The 24,651-nt window shown below is 72.6% G+C and carries 21 protein-coding genes; 10 read left to right on the forward strand and 11 right to left on the reverse strand.

Features of this window, described 5'->3' with window-relative positions:
* Positions 1-23 precede the first annotated feature (23 nt).
* Positions 24-485 carry a DUF3093 domain-containing protein gene (locus tag LO772_RS09790; RefSeq protein WP_231778002.1) on the forward strand — a complete coding sequence of 154 codons (462 nt, stop codon included), beginning with the start codon at positions 24-26 and terminating at the stop codon, positions 483-485.
* 297 nt (positions 486-782) lie between these two features.
* On the opposite strand, the gene LO772_RS09795 is transcribed toward LO772_RS09790, so the two are convergent.
* The gene (locus LO772_RS09795; RefSeq protein ID WP_231778003.1) at positions 783-1,079 is read right to left on the reverse strand and encodes a DUF4193 domain-containing protein; all 297 of its coding nucleotides are present in this window, start codon (positions 1,077-1,079) and stop codon (positions 783-785) included.
* A 229-nt stretch (positions 1,080-1,308) separates the two neighbouring features.
* Here LO772_RS09795 and LO772_RS09800 point away from each other — a divergent pair, with 229 nt between their 5' ends.
* Genes LO772_RS09800 through LO772_RS09810 form a run of 3 tightly spaced genes read left to right on the forward strand, consistent with a single transcriptional unit; the run spans position 1,309 to position 4,001 of the window.
* The gene (locus tag LO772_RS09800) at positions 1,309-1,827 is read left to right on the forward strand and encodes a gamma carbonic anhydrase family protein (RefSeq protein ID WP_231778004.1); all 519 of its coding nucleotides are present in this window, start codon (positions 1,309-1,311) and stop codon (positions 1,825-1,827) included.
* A 45-nt stretch (positions 1,828-1,872) separates the two neighbouring features.
* Entirely contained in the window at positions 1,873-2,802 is a 930-nt protein-coding gene (locus tag LO772_RS09805; protein WP_231778005.1) for an ABC transporter ATP-binding protein, read from the forward strand.
* Complete coding sequence (locus tag LO772_RS09810; protein WP_231778006.1) at positions 2,799-4,001, forward strand: ABC transporter permease; 1,203 nt, start codon at positions 2,799-2,801, stop codon at positions 3,999-4,001. The genes LO772_RS09805 and LO772_RS09810 overlap by 4 nt, the downstream gene beginning before the upstream one ends.
* Positions 4,002-4,105: 104 nt before the next feature.
* On the opposite strand, the gene LO772_RS09815 is transcribed toward LO772_RS09810, so the two are convergent.
* The 3 genes from LO772_RS09815 to LO772_RS09825 form a co-directional block, all read right to left on the reverse strand.
* Complete coding sequence (locus LO772_RS09815) at positions 4,106-5,065, reverse strand: acyl-ACP desaturase (RefSeq protein ID WP_231778007.1); 960 nt, start codon at positions 5,063-5,065, stop codon at positions 4,106-4,108.
* Between the two features lie 353 nt (positions 5,066-5,418).
* The gene (locus tag LO772_RS09820; protein ID WP_231778008.1) at positions 5,419-6,921 is read right to left on the reverse strand and encodes a sensor histidine kinase; all 1,503 of its coding nucleotides are present in this window, start codon (positions 6,919-6,921) and stop codon (positions 5,419-5,421) included.
* 90 nt (positions 6,922-7,011) lie between these two features.
* Entirely contained in the window at positions 7,012-7,677 is a 666-nt protein-coding gene (locus LO772_RS09825; RefSeq protein WP_231778009.1) for a response regulator transcription factor, read from the reverse strand.
* A gap of 373 nt (positions 7,678-8,050) precedes the next feature.
* Here LO772_RS09825 and LO772_RS09830 point away from each other — a divergent pair, with 373 nt between their 5' ends.
* A complete protein-coding gene (locus LO772_RS09830; RefSeq protein ID WP_231778010.1) occupies positions 8,051-8,227 on the forward strand; it encodes a hypothetical protein in 177 nt (58 codons plus the stop codon).
* Positions 8,228-8,377: 150 nt separating this feature from the next.
* Here LO772_RS09830 and LO772_RS09835 read toward each other — a convergent pair whose 3' ends face one another.
* Both LO772_RS09835 and LO772_RS09840 read right to left on the reverse strand, forming a co-directional pair.
* The gene (locus LO772_RS09835; RefSeq protein WP_231778011.1) at positions 8,378-9,178 is read right to left on the reverse strand and encodes an inositol monophosphatase family protein; all 801 of its coding nucleotides are present in this window, start codon (positions 9,176-9,178) and stop codon (positions 8,378-8,380) included.
* 18 nt (positions 9,179-9,196) lie between these two features.
* Positions 9,197-10,324, reverse strand: coding sequence for a ferrochelatase (locus LO772_RS09840; RefSeq protein ID WP_231778012.1), 1,128 nt, complete (start codon positions 10,322-10,324; stop codon positions 9,197-9,199).
* Positions 10,325-10,444: 120 nt separating this feature from the next.
* Here LO772_RS09840 and LO772_RS09845 point away from each other — a divergent pair, with 120 nt between their 5' ends.
* From LO772_RS09845 to LO772_RS09855, 3 genes are all read left to right on the forward strand, one after another.
* Entirely contained in the window at positions 10,445-11,755 is a 1,311-nt protein-coding gene (locus LO772_RS09845; protein WP_231778013.1) for a D-arabinono-1,4-lactone oxidase, read from the forward strand.
* Between the two features lie 457 nt (positions 11,756-12,212).
* On the forward strand, positions 12,213-13,253 hold the full coding sequence (gene sepH, locus LO772_RS09850; protein WP_231778014.1) for a septation protein SepH: 1,041 nt from the start codon (positions 12,213-12,215) through the stop codon (positions 13,251-13,253).
* Between the two features lie 319 nt (positions 13,254-13,572).
* Positions 13,573-13,749, forward strand: coding sequence for a hypothetical protein (locus LO772_RS09855; protein WP_231778015.1), 177 nt, complete (start codon positions 13,573-13,575; stop codon positions 13,747-13,749).
* On the opposite strand, the gene LO772_RS09860 is transcribed toward LO772_RS09855, so the two are convergent.
* Positions 13,712-14,542 carry a sulfurtransferase gene (locus LO772_RS09860; protein ID WP_231778016.1) on the reverse strand — a complete coding sequence of 277 codons (831 nt, stop codon included), beginning with the start codon at positions 14,540-14,542 and terminating at the stop codon, positions 13,712-13,714. The genes LO772_RS09855 and LO772_RS09860 overlap by 38 nt on opposite strands.
* Positions 14,543-14,677: 135 nt before the next feature.
* On the opposite strand from LO772_RS09860, the gene LO772_RS09865 reads away from it, so the two are divergent.
* Positions 14,678-15,475, forward strand: a complete 798-nt coding sequence (locus LO772_RS09865) for a VOC family protein (RefSeq protein ID WP_231778017.1) — start codon at positions 14,678-14,680, stop codon at positions 15,473-15,475.
* Between the two features lie 382 nt (positions 15,476-15,857).
* Here LO772_RS09865 and LO772_RS09870 read toward each other — a convergent pair whose 3' ends face one another.
* From LO772_RS09870 to LO772_RS09880, 3 genes are all read right to left on the reverse strand, one after another.
* A complete protein-coding gene (locus tag LO772_RS09870) occupies positions 15,858-17,021 on the reverse strand; it encodes an alkaline phosphatase family protein (RefSeq protein WP_231778018.1) in 1,164 nt (387 codons plus the stop codon).
* Positions 17,018-17,641, reverse strand: a complete 624-nt coding sequence (locus LO772_RS09875; RefSeq protein WP_231778019.1) for a DUF5998 family protein — start codon at positions 17,639-17,641, stop codon at positions 17,018-17,020. Before LO772_RS09875 ends, LO772_RS09870 begins: the two co-directional genes overlap by 4 nt.
* A 609-nt stretch (positions 17,642-18,250) precedes the next feature.
* On the reverse strand, positions 18,251-21,001 hold the full coding sequence (locus LO772_RS09880; protein ID WP_231778020.1) for a bifunctional acetate--CoA ligase family protein/GNAT family N-acetyltransferase: 2,751 nt from the start codon (positions 20,999-21,001) through the stop codon (positions 18,251-18,253).
* Positions 21,002-21,190: 189 nt separating this feature from the next.
* On the opposite strand from LO772_RS09880, the gene LO772_RS09885 reads away from it, so the two are divergent.
* Positions 21,191-22,105: a pseudouridine-5'-phosphate glycosidase gene (locus tag LO772_RS09885; RefSeq protein ID WP_231778021.1), complete on the forward strand. Its 915-nt coding sequence runs from the start codon at positions 21,191-21,193 to the stop codon at positions 22,103-22,105.
* Between the two features lie 21 nt (positions 22,106-22,126).
* On the opposite strand, the gene LO772_RS09890 is transcribed toward LO772_RS09885, so the two are convergent.
* Positions 22,127-24,532, reverse strand: coding sequence for an HAD-IC family P-type ATPase (locus tag LO772_RS09890; RefSeq protein ID WP_231778022.1), 2,406 nt, complete (start codon positions 24,530-24,532; stop codon positions 22,127-22,129).
* Between the last annotated feature and the right edge of the window lie 119 nt (positions 24,533-24,651).

A 24,651-nucleotide genomic window follows, 5' to 3' on the forward strand; every position in this document is an offset into this window, starting at 1 on the left:
TCCGGGGATGACAGTCTGGCCCCATGCAGGCTTACAACGAACAGCTCGCCGTCCCGGCATCCTGGTGGTGGCTCGCGGCCGGCTCCGGGTTCGTGTGCGCGATCATGCTGCTGCCGGTCGGGCCGATGGCGGCCGTCGTCGCCTTCGCGGTCGGCGCGGCGCTCGCGGCCTGGCTGCTGTTCTCGTACGGGTCCGTCCGCCTGCGGGTCACCGACGCCCATCTGGAGGCGGGACGCGCGCGTCTGCCGCTCGGGGCGCTGGGCGACGCGACGGTGCTCGACCGGGAGGCGGCGCGGGCGCTCCGCATGGAGGACGCGGATCCGCGCGCGTTCATGCTGCTGCGCAGCTACGTGCCGACGGCGGTCCGCGTCGATGTGGTCGATCCCGACGATCCGACGCCGTATTTGTACCTCTCGACGCGCAATCCGACCCGGGTCGCCGAGATCCTGGACGCGCTGCGGCGCCGCGATGCGCCGCGGTCCTGAGCGCGGACACGGAAGAACGCCCGCACTCGGTGCGGACGTCCGGGGTGTCGCGACACGTGTCACACGGCGGTGCGCCGTGGCCGCCGCGTCAGTGGGGGAACGCGCCGGCCGGTCGGCGGGCTGTGCTGTCCGGTGGGGCTCCTGGTACCCCGCGCAGGCGGAGGTACCGGAGCGGCGATTGCTCGTCTCGATCATCGGCAGGGGCGGTCCGCTCCTGCCAGACCCGGTCGCGTGCGCAGGGTTCCGCTTGCCGATGATCGATCCTGAGCGGGCCCGACGGCCTCAAAGGATCGGACGTCAGGCGCAGTCGACGCAGATGGTCTGGCCGTCTTTCTCGCCGGCCAGCTGGCTGCGGTGGTGCACGAGGAAGCAGCGCGAGCAGGTGAACTCGTCGGCCTGCCGGGGCAGGACCCGCACGGACAGCTCTTCGTTGGAGAGGTCCGCACCGGGCAGCTCCAGGCTCTCGGCCTGGTCGAACTCGTCGACGTCGACCGCTCCCGCGGACTTGTCGACGCGCCGGGCCTTCAGTTCCTCGATGCTGTCCTCGTTGACGTCGTCTTCGGTCTTACGTGGAGTGTCGTAATCAGTCGCCATGTACCTCTCCCCCTCCGGGTGGATCTGCTGGCTGATGCGTCGGTGAACGCGTCCTTCAGCGCACGTAACGCATCAGGGGCCGGAGTTGTGCCCGACCTGAGGCGCAGATTCTGCCTCATAGCAAGGCTTGTTACTCAATCGACACCCAACCGAACCCCCCAAGAGGTGATTTGGTTGGATGGCCGCCAACTGTAACTCTCCCTGACTGTCCGTATGACAAGGAGGAATCGTGACGGTTTACGCGCTCGGTGAACTCGTCCCCGCCGTGCACCCCGACGCTTATGTCCATCCCGATGCCGTGGTGATCGGCAACGTGGAAATCGGCGCGGGGTCGACGATCTGGCCCTCCGCGGTATTGCGCGGTGACAACGGCCCGATTGTCGTCGGGGAGCGTACATCGATCCAGGACGGATCGGTCCTCCATGCCACTGCGGGCCTGGTCACATATGTGGGGAACAGGTGTGTGGTCGGACACATCGTGCATTTGGAGGGCTGCACGATCGAGGACGACTGCCTGGTCGGCAACGGCGCGATCGTGCAGCATCGCGCGGTGATCCGCAGCGGCGCCCTGGTCGGCGCGAACGCGTTCGTGGGCAACGGCGTCGAGGTGCCGTCGTACGCCATGGCCCTCGGCGTACCGGCCAAGATCCGGCCGGACGCGGTCAAGCCCGGCCATGTCGACGACGCCGTGCGGCATTACGTCGAGAACGGCCGGCGCTTCCGCCAGGAGCTGCGCCGCATCGACTGACCGGCGGCACCGTCGCCGCCACCCGCACCCAGACCAGGGACAAGCGTGCTCGATCTCGTACAACTCGGAAAGAATTTCGGCGACAAGGTCGTCCTCGACGACCTGTCCTTCTCCGTGGCCCCCGGCCAGATGTTCGGTTTCGTCGGCACCAACGGCGCCGGCAAGACCACCACGATGCGCATCACCCTCGGCGTGCTGGCCGCCGACCGCGGCGAGGTCCGCTGGCGGGGCCGCCCCGCGGACGCCGCGGTCCGGCGGCGGTGGGGCTACATGCCGGAGGAGCGCGGCCTGTACGCCAAGATGCGCATTCTGGATCAGCTCGTGTATTTCGCGGAACTCCATGGTATGCCGCGCACCGAGGCGCGCGGCGCGGCCGAGGCGTGGCTGCGCACCCTCGGCGTCTCGGGCGCGCCGGGCGACCGGCTGGAGACGCTGTCCCTGGGCAACCAGCAGCGCGTCCAGTTGGCCGCGGCGCTCGTGCACGGCCCCGAGCTGCTGGTTCTCGACGAGCCGTTCTCCGGGCTCGACCCCGTCGGCGTGGACGTCATGGCCCAGGCCCTGCGCGGCCGGGTCGACGAGGGCGTCTCCGTCGTCTTCTCCAGCCACCAGCTCGACCTCGTCGAGCGGCTGTGCGACGCGGTCGGCATCATCAAGGACGGCCGCATGCACGCCGTGGGGACGGTCCGCGAACTGCGCGGCGACAACCGGGCCGTGCGCTACCGCGTGGGCGTCGACGCGCCCGGCGGCTGGGCGGCCGGCGTCCCCGGGGTCACCGTGCTGGCCGACGACGCCGACGGCGCGCTGGTCGAACTGCACGACGGGACAAGCGAGCAGGGCCTCCTCGACGCCGCCCGCGCGGCCGGCCGGGTACGGGCGTTCACTCCCGTGAGCCCTTCGCTGACCGAACTGTTCCGCGAAGTCGTCAACGGCGCCGCTCCCGAGGACGCCGCCGATCTCGAGGAGGCCCCCGCGTGACGTCCCCCCGGCGGACCGACCCGACCCAGCGGTTCTGGACCGCCGTCCACCTGGTCGCACGGCGCGAGTTCACCGAGCGGATACGCGACCGGGGGTTCCTGGTCTCGGTGGCCGTCATGCTCGTCGTCCTGCTGGCGGCCGTGGCGATCCCGGCGGCGATCGGCGGCGGTGACGACGAGTACGACGTCGCGTTCGGCGGCCCGCAGCAGACCAGGCTGGCCGAGGTCGCGGGCGGGCAGGCGGCACTGTTGGACACCGACGTGACGGTGCGGTCGTACGCGGACGACGCGGCGGCCGAGAAGGCGGTCGAGGACGGCGACCTGGACGCCTATGTCGCCGACGGGCGCATCGTCGTCCACCGCGAGCTGCCGAACCGCCTCGCGGCCGTCCTGCAGAGCGCGTACGCGACGGTCGAACGCGACAACCGGCTCGCCGCCCAGGGCATCGACGCCGCGGCGGTGGACGCCGCGACGCACGTGCAGCCGCTGGCCGAGCACAAGCTCGACCCGGACGCCGACGAGCGCACCGCACGGCAGGGCATCGCGATCGTCGGCGTGATCGCGCTCTACGGCATGCTGATGCTCTTCTGCGTCTGGGTCGCCAACGGCGTGGTCGAGGAGAAGTCGAGCCGCATTGTCGAGATCCTGCTCGCCGCCGTTCCGGCCCGCGCGCTGCTGACCGGCAAGATCATCGGCATCGGCCTGCTGGGCCTGGCCCAGATGGTCCTGACCGCGGTGGTCGGCCTGGCGGCGGCCTCCGCGCTCGGCACGATCGACCTGACGGGCTCGATGGTCTACCCCGCGGCGCTGGTGCTGGTCTGGTTCGTGATCGGCTACGCCATCTACGCCTGCATGTTCGCCGCCGCCGCGGCCCGCGTCTCGCGCCTGGAGGACCTGCAGAACGTCATCACGCCCATGACGTCGCTGTTGATCGCGTCGTTCTTCGTCGCGATCTTCTTCGGCCAGTCGGGCGGCACGGCCGCGCAAGTCCTCGCGTACGTACCGCCGTTCTCCGCCATGCTGCAGCCGGTCCTCACGGCCGGCGACGACCTCGCGGTGTGGCAGAACCTCGCCGCCGCGGCCATCGCGCTGGTGGCGCTGGTGGGGCTCGTGCGGGTGGCCGCGCGGATGTACGAGAACGCCGTACTGCGGACCGGCGGCAAGGTCTCCGTCAAGGACGCCTGGGGCGCCCGCTCCTGACCCGGCCGCCACCCCTTCGAGGCGTGGCCTCGCGGCCCTCGTCCCGGGCCCCGGCAGGCCCCGGATGCCCGGGCCGCCGGGGTCACGCCTCTCCCGGCCGTCGGTCAGGCGCGGGCCGCCTGGCGCGCCCTGCGGGCCTCCAGGCGCTCGTCGAACTGCGCGGCCTTGGCCGCCAAGTCGGCCAGGAACGCGTCCAGTTCGTCGCGCGCCCGCTCGCCGACCGGACCGAGGTCGGTGCGCTCCATGACCTTCAGGTGACGCAGCACCGGCTGGATCACGTCGTCGTGGTGGATGCGCAGGTTGTACACGCCGCCGATGGCGATCTTCAGTGAGGCGCGCTCGAAGCCCGAGATGCCGTGGCCCGGCATGCGGAAGCCGAGGACCATGTCGGCGACCGAGCGCATCGCCGTGTCGGGCGCGAGTTCGAACGCCGCCTTGAGCAGGTTGCGGTAGAAGACCATGTGCAGGTTCTCGTCCACCGCGACGCGGGCGAGAAGCTGCTCGGCGACCGGGTCGCCGCACTCCTTGCCGGAGTTGCGGTGCGAGACGCGCGTGGCCAGCTCCTGGAACGTCACGTACGACACCACGTGCAGCGGGCTGCCCATGTGGTCGCCCTGGTAGCCGGCCTCCATGTGCTCCATGCGCGAGCGCTCCAGCGCGACCGGGTCGACCGCGCGCGCCACCGTCAGGTAGTCGCGGATCGCGATGCCGTGGCGGCCCTCCTCGGCGGTCCACCGGTGCACCCAGGTGCCCCACGCGCGGTCGCGGCCGAACATGCGGGCGATCTCGTAGTGGTAGCTCGGCAGGTTGTCCTCGGTCAGCAGGTTGAGGGTGAGCGCGATGCGCCCGACCTCGGTCAGCCCGGACTCCTCGGGGCGCCACGCCTCGCCGCCCATCGCGCCGTCGAAGTCCCGGCCGCGGGACCACGGCACATACTCGTGCGGGAACCACTCCTTGGCGACGCTCAGGTGGCGGTCCAGCTCGACGGCGACCACCTGCTCCAGCTCGTGCAGCAGGTCGATACCCGTCGGTTCGGGGGCGATCACGGTCACAACGACTCCCATGCGTGGGTGCGGCGGATTGGTGCGCGGAATGCGGACGCAGCGGCTTTCGACAGACTCGGACAAGGGCTGCGTCGGCTGCCGCGCTCCTGGCTTCGGCGCACAACGCGTTCCTACGATGACGTAACTTACGACACCGTAGGTTGTTGAGCGGCCTGTGGGCAACCGTGCCGGTCAGAGGCGTGTTTCGGCTCATCCGGCAGACGCGTGGACCACTGTCTTCAGCGGACGCGGTCCACCCTTTCGGCGTAGGTTCAGATTGATTTCGACCAATGTTGGCTCGGCACCGCCCCGGCGGTGGCGCGGGACGGGTCGGAGGTTTCTCACCACGAACACGCCAGCGGCTCCCCGCCGGTTCACGCGGGGAAACCGATACGCATGATCAAGCCACCTTCCGCACGCGGTTCGGCCTCGATCCATCCCCCGTGCGCGCGCACCACGGACCGGACGATCGACAGCCCCAGCCCCACGCCCTTCTCGCTCGCGGTACGGTCGCCGCGCATCCGCCGGAACGGCTCGAACAGCGTCTCGACGCCGTCCGCGGGGATCACCGGCCCGCTGTTGGCCACGGTCAGCAGCGCGGTCCCGTCCACCGTGGACGTCGCCATCTCGACCCAGCCGTCCGGCACGTTGTAGCGGACGGCGTTCTGCGCCAGGTTGAGCGCGACGCGCTCCAGCAGGACGGCGTTGCCGGACGCCGTCGCCGGCTGGAAATCGCCACGCAGTTCGACACCGCGCTCGGCGGCTTCCGCGGCGGTCTGCTCGAAGGTGCGCCCGGCGACCTCGGCGAGGTCGACCGGTTTGCGGTCGGTCAGCTCGTGTTCGCTGCGGGCCAGCAGCAGCAACCCCTCGATGAGGCGTTCGCTGCGTTCGTTGGTCGCCAGCAGGTTGTCGGCCAACTCCCGTAGCTGCGGAGGCATTTCGGGATCACCGAGGGCGACCTCCAGCAGTGTCCGGTTGATCGCGAGCGGCGTGCGCAACTCGTGCGACGCGTTCGCGACGAATTTTCGCTGGGAGTCGAAGGCCCGGTCCAGCTGTTCCAGCATCTCGTCGAACGTGTCGGCCAGTTCCTTGAGTTCGTCGTCCGGCCCGTCGAGGTCGATGCGCCGGTGCAGCCCCGAACCACCGGTTCCGGCCACCGACCGGGCCGCCGCGGTGATGCGCCCGAGCGGGCTCAGCACCCGCCCGGCCATCAGATAGCCGAATCCGAACGCGATCAGCGCCAGCAGCACCAACGCGAGCAGCGACTGCTGCAGCAGCTCGTGCAGCACCAGGCCGCGCTGGTCGCTCTGCCAGCGCTCCTGGATGCGGGTCAGCTCCTCCGGCGTGATCTCGACACCGCGTCCGTCGAGGATGTGGACGTTCGGCGCGAAGCGGAAGTCCAGGGGCTGCTGGTTGGCCAGGTTCCGCCCCACCAGGAGGTACACGCTGCCGAGCAGCAGCACCCCGGCGATCAGGAACATGCCGCCGTACAGCGCGGTCAGCCGCATCCGGATCGACGGCCGCAGCCAGTCGGGTGCGTAGCTGAGCCGCGAGGTGTACGGGACTCCCGGGTCGGTCCCGAGAATGATCCGCCGCGCGGAGGGCGCCCGATTGGGCGCGGGCGGCGCCTCGGGGCGGGGCGGCGCCTCCCCGGCGCGGTGGCTCCCGCCCTCGGACGCGCCGGCCGCGGGCGGGCGCGCCGGCCGCGGCGGATGTGCGGGCCGCCGGGGCGACGGACCCGGCCCACCGGCACGGGCGAGGGGCCGCGCGGCCCGAGAGGCCTCCGTCGCCCCGGACGCCCCGCGCCGGCCGCGGTCGTCGAGACCGTTGTTCTCGGTGCTGTCGTTGTGCTCGGCGCTGTCGTTGTTCTCAGCCATATCGGATGCCTCGGCCGACCCGAAGATCTCGGAATTCTCGTCGTTCGTCTCGTACGTCGTCGTCGTGCGTCGCGGAAGGCCCGCGCCCGCTCACCCCTGATCGCCGATGCGGTACCCCGCACCGGGCACCGTCATGATCACGGCGGGCTCGCCGAGCTTGCGCCGCAGCGTCATCACCGTGACGCGGACGACGTTGGTGAACGGGTCGGTGTTCTCGTCCCACGCCTTCTCGAGCATCTGCTCGGCGGACACCACGGAGCCGTCGGCGCGCATCAGCACCTCCAGGACCGCGAACTCCTTCGGCGACAGGTGGACCGGTGCGCCGTCGCGCACCACCTCGCGCCGGTTGGGGTCGAGGCGGATCCCCGCGCGCTCCAGGACCGGCGGCAGGGCGGTGACCGCGCGGCGGCCCAACGCGCGCACCCGGGCCGTGAGTTCGCTGAACGCGAAGGGCTTGGGGAGGTAGTCGTCGGCGCCCAGTTCGAGCCCCTCGACGCGGTCGCTCACGTCCCCGGACGCGGTGAGCATGAGGATGCGCGTGGGCAGCCCGGTGTCGATCACCGCGCGGCACACGTCGTCGCCGTGCACCAGCGGCAGGTCGCGGTCCAGGACGACGACGTCGTAGTCGTTCACGGCCACGCGCTCGAGCGCGGCCTCCCCGTCGTACACGACGTCGACGGCCATGGCCTCGCGCCGCAGACCCGTCGCCACCGCATCGGCCAGCAACTGTTCGTCCTCGACGACGAGAACCCGCACTCCGGACGTCCTTTCACGACCAGGCCCATGAAGGGCGCATGAAGATCACACAAATATCGGGGAAATCACAAGTACGCGCACGGGAAATGCGTGCCGGAAATCTTGGACCGTCGGCCGCCGTCCGCGGCCTGACTGCCCGCCCTGCCTCGAAGGGACGGCGCCGACGGTGAGACCATCTTGCCTCGGCCTACGGTAAAGCGTCGGTAAGGGCGCTCGACCGCGAAAGTTCCCTGTCGTGACAACTGCCACCAAACCACCCCACGGCAATGCGACGCACGTCACACTGCCAGGTGGCAACTCGGTTTTCGTGGCGGGATTCGAAGGGTAGGACCCCGGGAGCCACCGACCATTCGAGTCACTTGGGGCCCCCATCATGGATTACTTCACCGCTGATTTGACGCGTCGGATACGCGAGACCGAGCAGGCCCTGAAGCAGGCCGTCGACAGCGGAGACGACTTCTTGGCCGAAGTTCAGGAGGAAGAACTCCAGGACCTCGTACGCATGGCCTCGGACCACGGTGTCCAGGTACTGCCCGAGACCGCCGCTTGATGCCGCGACACAGACGAGGGCGAAACCCGCGCGGGACGCGCACGCCAAGCGGAAGACCGAGCCATCGGGCGACACTCCCCCGGCCGGGCGCGGAAAGCGCCGACCGGGGGAGTCGTCTTTTCGGCGCCCGCCGCCCGGCGCGCGCCCGCGTCAGGCCTCCAGGCCCACCAGAACGCCCGCCAGTTCCTCGTACAGCTCCGGGGCCGCCGCCAGCGTCAGCCTCGACCCGTCGGCCTGCGCCCGAACCTCCTCCACCCGCGCGCCCGCCTCGCGGGCGATGAGCGCGCCGGCCGCGACGTCCCACGCGTTGAGCCCGCGCTCGTAGTACGCGTCCACCCGCCCGCACGCGACCGCGCACAGGTCGATCGCCGCCGAACCGTAGCGGCGGATGTCGCGCACCTCGGGCAGGATCCGCCGCACGACCTCCGCCTGCCGCCGGCGCCGCTCGACCGTGTAGCCGAACCCGGTGGCGACCATCGCCTCCCGCATCGGCACGGCCGCGTTGCCCCGCACCGGCACACCGCCGCGGAACGCGCCCCCGCCGCGCACCGCGTGGAAGGTCTCGCGCAGGACCGGCACCTCCACCACGCCGACCACCGCCCCGCGGGCGTCCTCCGCGGCGATGGACACGCACCACGCGGGCAGGTCGTACAGGTAGTTGACCGTGCCGTCGATGGGGTCGATCACCCACCGGATGCCGCTCTCGCCCGGCTCACCGCCGCCTTCCTCACCGAGGAAGCCGTCGTGCGGCCGTCGGGCGCGCAGATAGTCGACGATGAGCTTTTCGGCGGCGGTGTCCATCTCGGTCACGACATCGGTCGGGCTGCTCTTGGTCGCCGCGACGCCGAGGTCCGCGGGCCGGTCGGCGAGCAGCATCCCGCCCGCGAGCCGCGCCGCTCCGAGCGCGAGTTCCAGCAGGTCGGCGGTATCACTGTGGGTTGCCTTGGTCACCAATGCATCCTCGCAGGCCTACCGCTCCGGCCGCCCGAGCAGGGCCGCCCCGCGCAGCCCGGTCCCCGTGCCGCGCGGGTCGGGACAGCAGCCCGGCGGACACACGTCGTGGCTCGGCCCGAGCGTCCCCAGCACACACCGCCGCGGCTCCCCGCCGCGCAGCACCTCGGCCCGCTCGAACACCAACTCCCGTACAGCGGCGGCGAATCGCGGGTCGGCGCCGGTCGTCGCGGCCCGGACCAGCGGCAGCCCCAGGCGCTCGGCGGTCGCGGCGGCCTCCACGTCGAGGTCGTACACCACCTCCATGTGGTCGGACAGGAACCCGATCGGCACCAGCACCGCCGCCGGAACACCGTCGCGGTGCAGGGCCGCGAGATGGGTGTTGACGTCCGGCTCCAGCCACGGCACGTGCGCGGGACCGCTGCGGCTCTGGAACACCAGGTCCCACGCCACGTGCGGGCGCCCGAGGGCCCGGCCGACCCCGCGCGCGACCAGGCGCGCCGTCTCGGCGTGCTGGCGCACGTACGCGTTCCCCTGGGGTCCCGCGCTCTTCGCCGCCGCCACGGGGATCGAATGCGTGGTCATGACCAGCCGGGCCGCCCACCGCACCGACTCGGGCAGCCGCTCCAGCGCCGCCACCACGTGGTCCACCAGCGGCTCCACGAAGCCGGGGTGGTTGAAGTAGTGCCGCAGCTTGTCGAGCTCAGGCGCGCTCTCGCCGACCTCGGCGCGCGCCGCCAGCAGGTTCTCGTGGTACTGCCCGCAACCCGAGTACGACGCGTACGCGCTCGTCACCAGCACCGCCGCGCGCCGCACGCCGTCGTCCGCCATCGCCCGCAGCGTGTCGGCCAGATAGGGACGCCAGTTGCGGTTGCCCCAGTACACCGGCAGCGCGGCGCCCTGCTCGGCGAACGCCTTCCCGACGGCCGCGACGAGCGCGCGGTTCTGCGCGTTGATCGGGCTCACGCCGCCGAACATCGCGTAGTGCGCGCCCACCTCCGGCAGGCGCTCGGGGGGCACACCGCGCCCGCGCGTGACGTTCTCCAGGAACGGGATGACCTCGTCGGGCCCCTCGGGCCCGCCGAAGGACACCACCAGCAACGCGTCGAAAGGGTCGGCTCCGCGGCCGAGCGCAACGTCGGGCATGCCGGTGATCCTCGCACTTCCCGACGGCGGTGACCCACCGGTAATGTCCGGTACTTCCCCTCGTATGGCCGACCGAGGCGGCCCGTCGGGCCCGGCGCCCGCCTCCGCTGGAGGTTCCCGTTGACCGGCTTGTCCCCGACACCCTGGAAGAACCGGGCCGGGAACCAGACCTCCCGGCCCAGGCGCGCGGACACGCCGCGCTCTCCCGAGGAGGTGTCCGCCCTCGTGCGGCGCGCGGCGGCGGAGGGCCTGCGGGTCAAGGCGGTCGGCGCGGGCCACTCGTGCAGCGCGGTCGCGGTGACCGACGGCGTCCTGCTCCGGCCCGACGGCCTCACCGCGATATCCGCGGCCGACCCGGCCGCCGGCACCGTCACGGTCGGCGCCGGGGTGCGCCTCGACCGCCTCGGCGACCTGCTCGCCGACCACGGCCTCGCGCTCGGCGTCCCGGCGGACCTCGCCGGACAAACCGTCGCGGGGGCGACCGCGACCGGCGCGCACGGCACCGGACGCGCGACCGCCTCGCTGTCCGGGCTGGTCCGCGCGATGGAGGTGGTCCTCGCGGACGGCGAGATCGTCCTGTGCGCGCCGCACGAGAACGCCGAGTTGTTCGCGGGCGCGCGCGTCGGGCTCGGCGCGCTCGGCATCGTGACGGCGGTCACCCTCGCGGTCGAACCGGCGTTCCTGCTCGACGTCCGCGAGGAACCGGCGCCCTTCGACGAGGTCCTGGAGCACTTCGACGAACTGCGGTCGGACCACGACCACGCCGAGTTCTCCTGGATCCCGCACACCGACTGCTGCACCGTCCGGCGCGCCAACCGCGGCGCGGGCCCGGCGCGGCCGCCCTCCCGCGCGCGGTTCCCGCGGGACGACCAACTCGTCGCGAACGCGGTGTTCGCCCTCGCGTGCCGGCTCGGCAAAGCCGCCCCGAGGGCCGTCCCCCGGCTCGCGAGGATCACGGGACGCGCGCGGCGCGAGCGCACGTACACCGAGGTGCCGCACAAGGTCTTCGCCGGCCCGCGCCGCGTGCGCTTCGTGGAGATGGAGTACGCGCTGCCCCTCGGGGCCCTGGCCGCCGCGCTGCGCGACCTGCGCGAACTCGTCGGCCTCGGCGAGGAGTACGTGTCCTTCCCGGTCACCGTGCGGGCGGCCCCGGCGGACGACATGTGGCTGTCGACCGCGTACGGCCGCGACACCGCGTACGTCGCGGTGCGCATGGTCCGCGGCACCCCGCACGAGCGGTTCTTCGCGGCGGTGGAGGAGATCATGACGGCGTATCAGGGCCGGCCGCACTGGGGGAGGCTGCACACCCGGGACGCCGCGTACCTGGCGGACGCCTATCCGCGCTTCGCGTCCTTCACCGCGCTGCGCGACCGCGTCGACCCCGAACGCAGGTTCGGCAACGACTACCTCCGACGCGTCCTGGGCGAATAGCCGCAAGGGCCCTCACACCGCCGAAGTGCTTCTGAAACATGTTCTTTGCACTCGTTCGGCTGATATCCGGCGGCCGAGCCACCTCCCTGTCCCGGCGGCCCGCACACCGCCGAGGGCCGCTCCTCCCGGTGATCTTGTGAGGAACCCCACCCGCCGCCGAGCGAAGGCCGGATTGTTTCGCCCGGTGGCTGACGCGCCGTTACGGCGCGGTGCGACCCAGCGTCGGCCTCGAATGGAGTACTGTTCAGCGAGGTTCCGGAAAGACCGAGATGGGTGGAGGGGGGAAGCGACCGATCGCACGTGGTCGGAGCGGCTGATTCCTCGGGAACCGTCACTCGAAAAGCCCACGACATACCGGCAAAAGCGGTACGACTATCCGACACGCCGGGACACATCGGTCAGGTTGTGGCACGCCGGCACTGGGCAAGTCACACTCGTAACGGGAGCAACGACGCAGGTGACGTCGGCAGGCACCACCCGGGAGGTCCCCATGCCCGAACTGCGTGTCGTGGCCGTCAGCAACGACGGCACACGGCTGGTGCTGAAGGCTGCCGACGGTACCGAGTTCAACCTTGCCATCGACGAGCGGCTGCGGGCCGCCGTGCGCGGCGACCGTGCGCGCCTCGGTCAGATCGAGATCGAAGTCGAAAGCCAACTGCGGCCCCGCGACATCCAGGCGCGTATAAGAGCCGGTGCGACCGCGGAAGAGGTCGCGCAGCTCGCCGGGATCCCGGTCGACCGCGTACGCCGGTTCGAGGGCCCCGTCCTCGCCGAGCGCGCGTTCATGGCCGAGCGCGCCCGCAAGACCCCCATCCGCCGCCAAGGCGAGACCACCGGCCCGCTGCTGGGCGAGATCGTCGCCGAGCGGCTGCACCTGCGCGGCGCCGACAACGAGTCGATCCAGTGGGACTCGTGGCGGCGTGACGACGGCAGCTGGGAGATCCTGCTCCTCTACCGCGCCGAAGGCGAAATGCACTCGGCGAGCTGGAGCTTCGACCCGCCACGGCGCCTGGTGACCACCAACGACGACGAGGCCCGGTCGCTCGTCGGCGAGCCCGCGACGGGCAACGAGGCCCCGTTCCCGTTCCGCCCGCGCCTCGCGTCGCTGCCCCGCAACAGCAGCGACGACGCGATCACGAGCCTGCTGGACGCGGTCCCGGGGCTGCGCAACGAACCGAGCCCGCCGCAGCGCGAGCCGATGCGCATCGACGTGCCGGCGATCGGCGGCGAGCGCGGTCGCCCGCTGCCCGCCCCCGTGGCGGACGAAGAGGAGCCCGAGGAGTCGGCCGCTGCCGCCGCCGCGGGAGGCGCCGCGTCGTCCGCCGGTTCCGCGTACGAGAACGTCCTGGTGCCCCGCGTCGTCGCGCCGCACCGGGACCGGCTCGTCGGCGCGACCGACCGCCAGGCCGAGGCCGACGGCGTGCGGCCCGGCCGCCGCGCGACGGTGCCGAGTTGGGACGAGATCGTCTTCGGCAGCCGCCGCAAGAAGCGCGACTGACCGGCCGCACCGGCACCGGCCGGGCGTGCAACCGCGCGCGGGCATCCGGTCACCGGGCGGCAACACCGGCGCAGCATCCGAACGGCACGATTGTCCACAGCGGCGTTCCCCTCGGTGGGAGCGCCGCTTCCGGGCGTCTCCGCGAGGAGGATCAGGCCGCGTCCGGTGGGTGATCCCGGCGGGCGGACATATCCCGCCGATATTCACCGGCCTCGTCTGATCACTTCCTCATCGGCCGTCGGGGGCCTACTGTGTCCGCAAGACCGAGTCGGAAACGCGTCCGCGACACCTGCTTTCCGGGGGGCGGTGGGATATGGGAGTGGGAACGCAGGATCGGGTCACGCACCAGGACGAGCGGGCCCTTCTCACCGAGGTCCGGCTCTTGTTCGGCGCGATCGATCCGTGGCTCGCGGACTTCATGCGCGCGACGACCGCGCCGGAGGGCCCGCTCGCCGAGGTCACGGCCCGGTTGCCACCGGACGCTCCGGATCGGTGATCCAGCCGCTCCAGGACGCCGCGTACAACGCCGCGCCCGGCAGGCCCGCGTATTCGAGGACCAGCACGGTGTGCGACGCGGTCACCCCCGAGCCGCAGTAGGCGCCGACCGACGCACCCGGCCGCACCCCGAGCGCGGCGAACCGTTCGCGCAGCTCGTCGGGGGTGCGCAGGAGTCCGCCGGGGCCCGCGTTCGCGCCCTCGGGGGCGTTGACCGCGCCGGGGATGCGCCCGGCGACGGGGTCGACGGGTTCGTTCTCGCCGCGGAAGCGGACCGCCGTCCGGACGTCCAGCAGGACGCCGTCGCGGGCGAGTGCGGCGGCGTCGTCGGCGTCCAGGAGCGGCATTCCGCCCGGTGCGGCGGTGAAGTCGCCGGTGCGGGACGGCGGTTCGTCGGTGGTGGTCGGCAGACCCTCCGACGTCCAGGCCGCGTGGCCGCCGTCGAGCACGCGGACGTCGCCGTGGCCGAAGTAGCGCAGCAGCCACCACGCGCGCGCGGAGCCCATGCCGTCGCCGCCGTCGTACGCCACGACCGGGACTCCGGCCGAGACTCCCGCGCGGCGCATGGCCGCCGTGAAGGCCTCGGGGTCGGGCAGCGGGTGGCGTCCGTCGGCGCCGGGGGCGGCGGACAGGTCGTGCTCCAGGTCGCAGAAGCGGGCCCCCGGCAGGTGGCCGTCGCGGTAGGCGTCGATGCCGGGCGGGCCGCCGAGGCTCCAGCGCACGTCGAGCAGGACGGGAGGCCGCGGCGAGCGCAGTGCGGCGGCGAGTTCGGTGGTGTCGATGACTGGGTTCACGTGTGCATCCTGCCCTGCCGGCTCGTCCGCACGGGCCCGTCTCCCCGCGACAGTGCCCGTGCCGCGTGCCACGATCGAAACGTCGCACGGTCGAGGCAGCCCGCCCGAGGCGGGTATCTCCCACGGAGGAAGCACATGTCCGAAGTGACAAGCCCGTACCAGCGCGGGGTGCCGTGCTGGGTCGACATGGGCTCGCCCGATCCGCGCGCCTCGCTGGACTTCTACCGCGGCGTGCTGGGCTGGGCCGGCGAGATCGGGCCCGAGGAGCTTGGCTACTACACGAACTGCACGGTCCGGGGGAAGCGCGTCGCCGGGCTGATGAAGCTCCCCGACCCGGGCATGCCGATCGCCTGGACGACGTACCTCGCGGTCGACGACGCGGGCGCCGCCACCACCGAGGCGCGCGACGCCGGCGCGACCGTCGTGCTCCCGGTCATGGACGTCATGGACCTGGGCCGCATGGCTCTGCTGAGCGATCCGACGGGAGCCGTCGTCGGGCTGTGGCAGGCGGGCACGCACCACGGCGCCGAGCTGGTCAACGAGCCGGGCGCGCCGGTCTGGAACGAGCTGATGACGCGCGACGGCAAGGCCGCGCGGGATTTCTACGCGGCGGTGTTCGGCTACACGTACGAGGACATGAGCTCGGAGGGGTTCGAGTACCACGTGTTCCTGGTCGATGGTCGGCCCACCGGCGGCATCATGACCCTCGACGCCAACTGGCCCGACGAGGTCCCCGCGCACTGGGCGGTCACGTTCTCGACGGACGACACGGACGCCGCCGCGGACACGGTCCGGAACACGGGAGGGTCGGTGACCGCGGAGCCGAGCGATTCGCCGTACGGCCGGTACGCGAGCTTCAAGGACCCGAACGGCGCGATGTTCTCCGTCATGCAGAACACCGAGGACGCCGGCGAAACCTCCGCGGCACCGTGACGATCCCCACACCGGGCGGTTCGGCGAATCGCTCGCGCTCTTGGCGGGGCGCCATCGCCTAGAGTCGGAACGGCCGGGCAGCGCCCGCGAGTTGACGTCGCATCACACACCGTGGCGGCGTCTCCCGAGAGCGTGACGATCGGCCCGGCGCCGACCAGTCGAGGGAGTTCCCCACCATGGGCAAGCTGTTCAAGATCGTCCTGCCGGTCGCCGTCGTCGCGGCCCTGACCTCGGTCCTGCTGAAGAAGCGGAGGCAGGCCGCCTGATTCGCGGCCTTCCCCCGGGCCTTGGCCCACACGGCGCCGAGGGCGTCCTCCGGTCTTCGGGAGGGGCGCCCTCGGCGCTTTTCGGGGCGTCGTGAGAGGACGCGCGGGGTGCCCCGTCAGGTGTGCACTTCGAGCAGCGGTACGAGCTGTTCGTCCGGTGTCATCGAGCCGTGCAGGCCGACCATGCGCGACTCGTTGGGCTCCTTGCGCGTCGCGACGATGGCGACGTTCGCCCACGGCGCCGCCACGACGTCGCCGATCCGGAAGTACACGCGGTCCTCGACCTCGCCGAACCAGCCCGCGGCCACCGCCTCGTCGCGGGACAGGACCCAGCAGCTGTCGGCCAGCACGTCCTGCCAGATCGCGAGGACGTCGGAGGCCGCGCCGGGCACCGCGTACACGTGCCGGGCGCGGCCCTCGCCGCCGAGCAGGGCGACGCCCGCGGACAGTTCGGGATCGGTGTCGACGTCGATGCGGTCGGCCATGGGCACGTCGACCATGCCGTGGTCGGCGGTGACGTAGAGCGAGGTCCCGGGGGGCAGTTGCTCGGCCAGCAGGCGCACGAGGCCGTCCGCACGAGCCAGTTCGACGCGCCACGCGTCCGAGTCGACGCCGTTGCCGTGCCCGGCCTTGTCCAGCTCGCTTAGGTAGGTGTAGACCAGCACCGGCCCGGGGGCGGCCAGTTGGTCGAGAACGCCCTGCACGCGGGGCTCGCCGAACGCGCATCCGACGTAGGTGCCGCCCTGGAGGGCCACCTGCGTCAGCGGCGTCCGCTCGAACAACGGGTCGGACACCTGGGCGACCGTGATGCCCGCGGCTGCGGCACGCTCCATCAGGGGCGTGTGCGGCTGCCATTCGCGCGGCGGGACGTACGGGTCCCACCGCAGTTGGTTCATCAGCCGCGCGTCGCCGGGGATCGCGACGCTGTAGCCGAGCAGCCCGTGCGCGCCCGGCGGCAGGCCCGTCCCGAACGACGCGAGGCTCGTCGCGGTCGTGGCGGGGAAACCCGCGGTCAGCGGCTCGCCCCGGCCGCCCCACGCGCCGGGGACCAGCGAGCTGAGGAACGGCGCCCAGTCGGGGTTGGCCTTCAGCAGCTCCCAGCCCAGCCCGTCGATGAGGAACACGACGGCGCGCTCGGTCTCGCGCAGGCCGAGCACGTTGCGCTCACCGGCCATGCCGAGCGACGCCGTGACCGACGGGAGGAGGTCGGACAGCGCCCCGGTGCCGTAGCGCGGGACGGGGACGGGCGGTGCCTCGGGGTGGCTTTCGGCGGCGCTCACCGGCCGGAACCGGACGGGCCCCGGCCCCCGTCGGTGCCCGACACCCCGGCGATGGCCTCGGAGAGCCTGCGGGCGAACGCGAGCGTGCGCTCGACGGCGGCCGAGCCGTCGGCCGCCTCGCTGACCCGCAGCGACAGGTCGTCGGCGGTCATCGCGCCGGTGTAGCCGTGGTCCACCTCGCAGTTCGGGTCGGCACATCCGGCCGGTTCGAGGTCGATCCGACCGACCGCGCCCCAGCCGATGGTGAGCACAACCTCGCGCGGCGCGGCGCCCGGGACGTACTCCGCCGGGTTGCCGACCACACGGCTCACGACCACCGACTCGATGCGGTCGATGCGGACCGTCTCGGTGGAGGTCGTCGCGTACGGAGTCGGCGACGTGTCGTCGGGGGCGTGCTCGTCGGTGTGGCTGACCAGGAAACGGCCGGGGGTGAGCACGAGGACGGTCGCGTGCCGCCTGACCTCGTTGGAGTCGAACGTCGTCTCCTGGTGCACCAGGAACGCGTCGACGTGCTCGGTCCCGATCGTCGACTCGACCGCGTCGGCGACGAGGCTCGGGTAGTAGCCGCTGCGCTCAATGGCCGTACGCAGGCCCTGGGTCGAGGTGGTGGTCTTCGCCATACCCCCATCCTGGCACCTCCCGGGGGCGGTGCGCGCCATCCCCCGTCCTCGGACCGGCTTCCGTCCCGTTCGGCCGACGCACAACGGACACCCGCCGCCACACACCGGAGCATCCCGATAACTCTTTGTCGATGTCATGACAGTCCCCGGAAGAGTGACAGTGAGGCACACTCACGGGGGATCACCCGAGAAGCGCAACCGCGCGCCCCACGCGCGCCCTCCCCAGGGGCTTTACGAGGCGGTTGACTGTCGGTGTGCAAGACGGACGGGCCGACAGGGATGCACCGCTCGCGGTGACCCGCCCGACTCGCACGTGTCCCTGCTCTCGCGCCGGGAGTACGGGCACAACCGCACCACGCCGGTCGGATCGGGGAAACCCGGCGTGGGGCGGTCGGTCCGGGTGGGCCGGCCGACATGGTGTGCCGTCCCGGGGAGGACGGCACCGGAGGGGCATGGCGGCGGGCGCGACCGGAGGCCGCAGCGGCGGCGCGGGTGCCACGGCTCGGGGTGGCATCGGCGCCGCAGCGGTCGAGTCTGCGGCGGTATGCCCCGGCCACGGGTTCGTACCGCCGCGGCTCGCGTTCGCGACGCCTTTCGGCGGCGGTCGCGTCAGAGTGGTTTGCGCATCGACCGCGGGCCGAGATCCGTGCGCGCCGGTGGCCGCGACAGCCGGACGCGCGCGTCGAGCACGCTCAGGCCTTCCTCGGTGACCACGACCGGATCCAACACGACCGACGTGACCTGCGGCAGGTCGTCGGCGAGGGCGGAGAGCCGGAGCAGCAGCTCCTCCAAGGCCGCGACGTCGACCGGCGGCGCCCCCCGGTAGCCGAACAGCACCGGCGCCGCGCGGATGTCGCGTACGAGGTCCGCGACGTCCTTGTCGGTCGCGGGTACGGCGCGGTGGGCGACGTCGCCGAGCAATTCCGAGGCGGGGCCGGCGAGTCCGAAGTGCAGCATCGCACCGAACGACTCGTCGTAAGTGACCCCGACCGTGGTGGCGACGCCGCGCGGGGCCATGCGCTGGACGACGAGGCGCGCCTGGTCGGGGCCGCCGAGCCGGGCGGCCATGCGCCGGAACGCGCGGCGGAGGCCGACTTCGGTGCCGAGGTCGAGGCGTACGCCGTCGAGGTCGACGCGGTGGCGCAGGTGCTCGGCGATGGTCTTGAGCACGACCGGGTAGCCGAGCAGCGCGGCGGCGTCGACCGCGGCGTCCTCGCTGTCGACGCGCACCGCCGGCAGCGGGCGGATGCCGTAGCAGCCCAGGAGTTCGCCGGCCTCGGCAGGCGACAGGCCGGCGGCGTCGGCGCCGCCGAGACGCGCTCGGACGAGGCCGCGGGCCGCCTCCGCGTCGGTGTCGGCGAACGCGACGATGCCGCCGACCGGGCGCCGCCGCCACGCCGCGTAGCGCACGACTTCGGCGAGCGCGCGCACGGCGTTCTCGGGGGCGGGGTACGACGGCACCGAGCCGCGGGCCGGGACGCCGTCCGCGTCGAGGCGGCGCAGCTGGTCCGGCAGGCCCTCGTGGGCGAGGTAGGTGGCCAGCAGCGGTTTGCCCGCCTCGGCCGCCCGGTCGGCCATCTCGCCGAGGACGCCTGCCACTTCGTCGCCGTGCGTGCTCAGCGGCGGGATGAAGACCGCGACGACCGCGTCGGCGTCCGGCGACGCGATGACGCGCCCGAGGGCCGTGCGGAAGTCCTCGGCCGTCGCGGCGGTGGTCAGGTCGACCGGGCGCAGCGGCTCCAGGCTGGCGCTGGTGCACGCGTCCTGGGTGAGCAGCCCGAGCGAGTCGGAGTTGCCGACGATGGCGACGCGGTCGCCGGCGGGCAGCGGCTGGTACGCGAGGAGTTGCGCGACGTCGAACATCTCCGCGACCGTGGGCACGCGGATGACCCCGGCCTGCCGGAACAACGAGTCGACCGCGTGGTCGGGCAGCGTCAGCGCGCGTGTGCCGTGGCCGCGCGGGACGCCGCCGGCGTGCCGCAGGCTCTTGACGACCACGACCGGCTTGCGCCGCGAGACGCGGCGCGCGAGCCGCGTGAACTTACGCGGGTTGCCGAGGGATTCAAGGTGCAGCAGCACGACGTCGGTCGCGGGGTCGTCCTCCCAGTACTGGAGGAGGTCGTTGCCGGAGACGTCGGCGCGGTTGCCGGCGGAGACGAAGGTCGACAGGCCGATGCCGCGGTCGACGGTCGATTCCAGGATGGCGATGCCAAGGGCGCCCGACTGCGCGAACATCCCCACCCGCCCGCGACGCGGCATCCGCGGCGCGAGGCTGGCGTTGACGCTGACCGCGGGGTCCGTATTGAGCAGCCCGAGGCAGTTGGGTCCGATGACGCGCATGCCGTGGCTGCGGGCGGTGCGGACGAGGCGGCGCTGGCGTTCGCGCCCCTCGGGGTCGCCGGTCTCGGCGAAGCCCGACGAGACGACGACGAGGCCGTGGACGCCGTGCCGGCCGCAGTCCTCCACGACCCGCTGCACCTCGGGGGCGGGGACGGCGACGATCGCGAGGTCGACCTCGCCGGGGATGTCGGCGACGGTCGGGTACGCGGGAACGCCTTCGACGGGTGTGTTTCCGGCGGCGGGGTTCACCGCGTACACCGGCCCGGTGAACCCGCTCGCCGCGAGGTCGCGCAGGAGCGTGTTGCCGACGGTGCCCTCGCGGCGGCCGGCGCCGATCACGGCGACCGAGCGGGGATTGAGCAGCCGGGCCGTCGAGCGGGCCTCGGCGCGGTGTTCGCGGGCGAGCATGACGGCGGTGGAGCTGTCGGTGGGCTGGAGGTCGAGGGTGAGCCGAACGACGCCGTCCTCGAACGCGGACTGCTGGGTGTAGCCGGCCTCGGTGAAGACGTGCATCATGCGCCGGTTGGCGGGCAGGACGTCGGCGATGAAGCGCCGGATGCCGCGCTCGCGGGCGACCGCGGCGATGTGTTCCAGCAGGACGGACGCGACGCCGCGGCCCTGTTGGTCGTCCTGGACGAGGAAGGCGACCTCGGCGGTCGACGAGCGCCCGCGCGGCCCGGTGCGGACCGCGCGGCCGTCCGGCCCGATGCGGTCGTAGCGCACGATCGCCACCATGTCGCCGCCGACGAACAGGCCGAGGCCGACGCGGTCGACCCAGTCGTGGTGGGTGAAGCGGCGCACGTCGCGGTCGGAGAGCCGGGGGTAGGGCGAGAAGAAGCGCAGGTACTTGGATTCGGCGGAGACGCGCCCGTAGAACGCGACCAGGCGGTCGGCGTCGTGGGGGCCGACCGGGCGCAGGTGTGCGGTCGAGCCGTCGCGCAGCACGACGTCGGCCTCCCAGTGCGCGGGGAAGGCCGCGTCGTCCGGCGCCCGGGGCGCCTGCGGTTCGGTGGGCTCCACCCTGCCGACACTAAGCCACCGGGCGTCCGCGAACGAGGGAGGCCCGGCGTGCGGCATCCGTACGCGTGTGCGACCGGCGCCGCAGCGGTTCCCCGGCCGCGTGCCGCCCGGCGCCGCGCGGCCGACTCCCGTGCGGGGCCGTGGGGTTCGTGGTCCGCGTCCGGAGTGGGCGGCGGTACGGTCGCTGCTGTGAATCGCCTGGACATCCACCCCGAGGTCGCCCGCGCACTCGCCGACCGGCGCCCGGTCGTGGCGCTGGAGAGCACCATCGTCACGCACGGGCTCCCGCGCCCCGACAACCTGGCGACGGCACGCCGGGTCGAAGCGGCCGTCCGCGCGCAAGGCGCCGTGCCCGCGACCGTCGCCGTGGTCGACGGCCGCGCGCGCATCGGCCTGGACGACGCGACGCTCGCCCGGATCGCCGCGTCGGACACGATCGCGAAGGCGGGCCTGCGCGACCTCGCCCCCGTGGCCGCCGCCGGGGGCAGCGCCTCCACCACCGTCGGCGCCACCGCGCACCTGGCCCGGCTGGCCGGCGTCCGCTTCTTCGCGACCGGCGGCCTGGGCGGCGTGCACCGCGAGGCGCGCGAGACGTGGGACGAGTCCGCCGACCTGGACGCGCTGTCGCGCTGCGGCATCGCGGTCGTGTGCTCCGGCGTGAAGTCGATCCTCGACGTCGCCGCGACCCTCGAACGCCTCGAATCCCTCAACGTCGCCGTCATCGGCTACGGCACCGACCGCTTCCCGGGCTTCTACCTGACCGACACCGGCCACGCCCTCGAATGGCGCGTCGACTCGCCCGCCGAGGCCGCCGCGCTCGTCCGCGCGCGCGACGAACTCGGCCTCGCCGACCGCGCGGTGGTCTTCGCGAATCCGCTTCCGGCGGCCGACCAGCTCGATCCGGCGCTGCACGACCGGGTCCTGGCCGCCGGGCTCGCCGCGTGTGCGGCGGAGGGCGTGCGCGGCAAGGAGGTGACGCCGTTCCTGCTCGACCGCTTCCACCGCGAAACCGAGGGGTTGAGCCTCGCCGCCAACATCACGCTGATCACCCGCAACGCGACGGAGGCCGCGCGCATCGCGGTCGCGGCGGCCTCCGCCCTCTGACGCCGTATCCGCGGGCGCCCGTCACGTCTGCGGTGTGGGCCACCTGCGTCCGATGTAGCGCCAGACCACCTCGATCGCGAAGGCGCCGACGGCCGCGATGCCGACCGCCGTCCACGGCATCGTGGTGCCGACGAGCTTGAGCTCGAAGAAGTCCTGGAAGTACGGGACCGTCAGCACCACGGCGAATCCGACCGCCATCGCCGCGACCAATGCGAGGCGCCACCACGTGTACGGGCGGGCGATGATCGCCAGCACCCACAGCGCGACCAGGAACAGCGTGAGCGTCGCGATCGAGGTCTCCGCGCTGCGCGTGTCGTCGGTGCCGCCGTAGTAGTCGCGGGCGATCAGGTACGCCGTGAAGCACGCCGTCCCGGCGATGACGCCGGCCGGGGCGGCGGTGCGCAGGACTCTGTTGACGAACCCGGTCCGGGCCCGCTCCTTGTTGGGCGCCAGGGCCAGGAAGAACGCGGGGGTGCCGATCGTGAACCACGCCAGCAGTGTCAGGTGGCGGGGCAGGAACGGGTAGGGCACGTTGACGATCACCACGAGGATCGCCAGCAGCACCGCGTACGCGGTCTTGGTCAGGAACAGGTTCGAGACCCGCTCGATGTTGCCGATGACGCGGCGGCCCTCGCCGACCACCGACGGCAGCGACGCGAAGCTGTTGTTGAGCAGCACGATCTGCGCGACGCCGCGCGCGGCCTCGCTGCCGGAGCCCATCGCGACGCCGATGTCGGCGTCCTTGAGGGCGAGGACGTCGTTGACGCCGTCGCCGGTCATCGCGACCGTGTGGCCCCGGGCCTGGAGGGCGCCGACCATGTCGCGCTTCTGCTGCGGGGTGACGCGGCCGAAGACCGTGTTGTTCTCCAGCACGTCGGCCATGGCGTCGCGGTCCTCGGGCAGCGTCCGGGCGTCGACCGGGTGCTCGGCGCCGGGGATGCCCAGCTTCGCGGCGACCGCGCCGACCGAGACCGCGTTGTCGCCGGAGATGACCTTGGTGGCGACGCCCTGCTCGGCGAAGTAGCGCAGCGTGTCGGCGGCGTCGTGGCGCAGCCGTTGTTCGAGGACGACGAGGGCGGCGGGGCGTCCCTGGGCGGGGTCGTACGCCGACGACAGGTCGTCGGCCGGGGCGTCGGTGCGGACCAGCAGCAGCACCCGCAGGCCGTTCGAGCCCAGTTCCTCGGCCTCGGCCACGATCGGTTCGCCGGGGGCGGCCAGCACCTCGGGGGCGCCGAGCAGCCAGGTCTCGCGGACGCCGTCGCGGGAGAAGGTCGCGCCGGAGTACTTGCGGGCGGACGAGAAGGGGATGGTCGCGGTCTCGGTCCAGCCGTCGGGGGCCGGGCACTCCTCGATGATCGCCTGGAGGCTCGCGTTGGGGCGCGGGTCGGTGGTGCCGAGGGCGCCGAGCGCCGCGCGGACCGGCAGATCCGGGTCGAGCGCGCGGATCTCGGTGACGTTCATGCCGCCTTCGGTCAGCGTGCCCGTCTTGTCGAGGCAGACGACGTCGACGCGGGCGAGCCCCTCGATCGCGGGCAGCTCCTGGACGAGGCACTGCTTGCGGCCGAGCCGGATGACGCCGACCGCGAAGGCCAGCGACGTCAGCAGCACCAGGCCCTCGGGGACCATCGGGACGACGCCCGCGATCATGCGGCGGATCGCCTCGGGGATGTCGTCCTCGTTGATCCGGTACTGGCTGATGACCAGCGCGATCGCGGCGGGGATCAGCACCCAGGTGACGTACTTGAGGATCGTGCTGATGCCGCCGCGCAGTTCCGACGCGACGAGGGTGAACCGCGAGGCCTCCTCCATCAGCTGCGCCGCGTACGCGTCCTTGCCGACGCGGGTCGCCCGGAACGCGCCGTTGCCCGCGACCACGAACGAGCCGGACATCACCGGGTCGCCGGGATGCTTGAGCACCGGGTCGGCCTCGCCGGTCAGCAGCGACTCGTCGACCTCCAGGCCGGACGCCTCGGTGACCACGCCGTCGACGACGGCTTTGTCGCCGGAGCCCAGCTCGATGATGTCGTCGAGCACGATCTCGTGGGCGGACACCGACACCGCGGCGCCGTCGCGGCGTACGCGGGGTTTGGCCTCGCCGATCACCGCGAGCCGGTCGAGCGTCTGCTTGGCGCGCATCTCCTGGACGATGCCGATGCCCGTGTTGAAGATGATCACGAAGCCGAACAGGCCGTCCTGGATGGGCCCGACGACCAGGATGATGACGAAGAGCACGCCGATGATCGCGTTGAACCGGGTGAACACGTTCGCCCGGACGATCTCGCCGACCGATCGGCTCGAACGTACGGGCACGTCGTTGATCTCGCCGCGTGCGACCCGCTCGGCGACGTCCGCGGCGGACAGCCCCCGTGCCACGTCGATTTCGCGGTCCACGTCCGCGTCGTCGTCGGTCTGCGTCTCCTGCGTCATGGGCCTCACCGTATGCGGCTGGAAAGGGCGGCGTACAAGCCGGGGGCGACTTTCGTGCCCGGGTAGCAGCGCGCCTCCGCCGTGCGGATGACGGCGGAGGCGCACACCAGTAAGCCTTG

The organism is Yinghuangia sp. ASG 101 (assembly GCF_021165735.1).
Taxonomy (GTDB): domain Bacteria; phylum Actinomycetota; class Actinomycetes; order Streptomycetales; family Streptomycetaceae; genus Yinghuangia.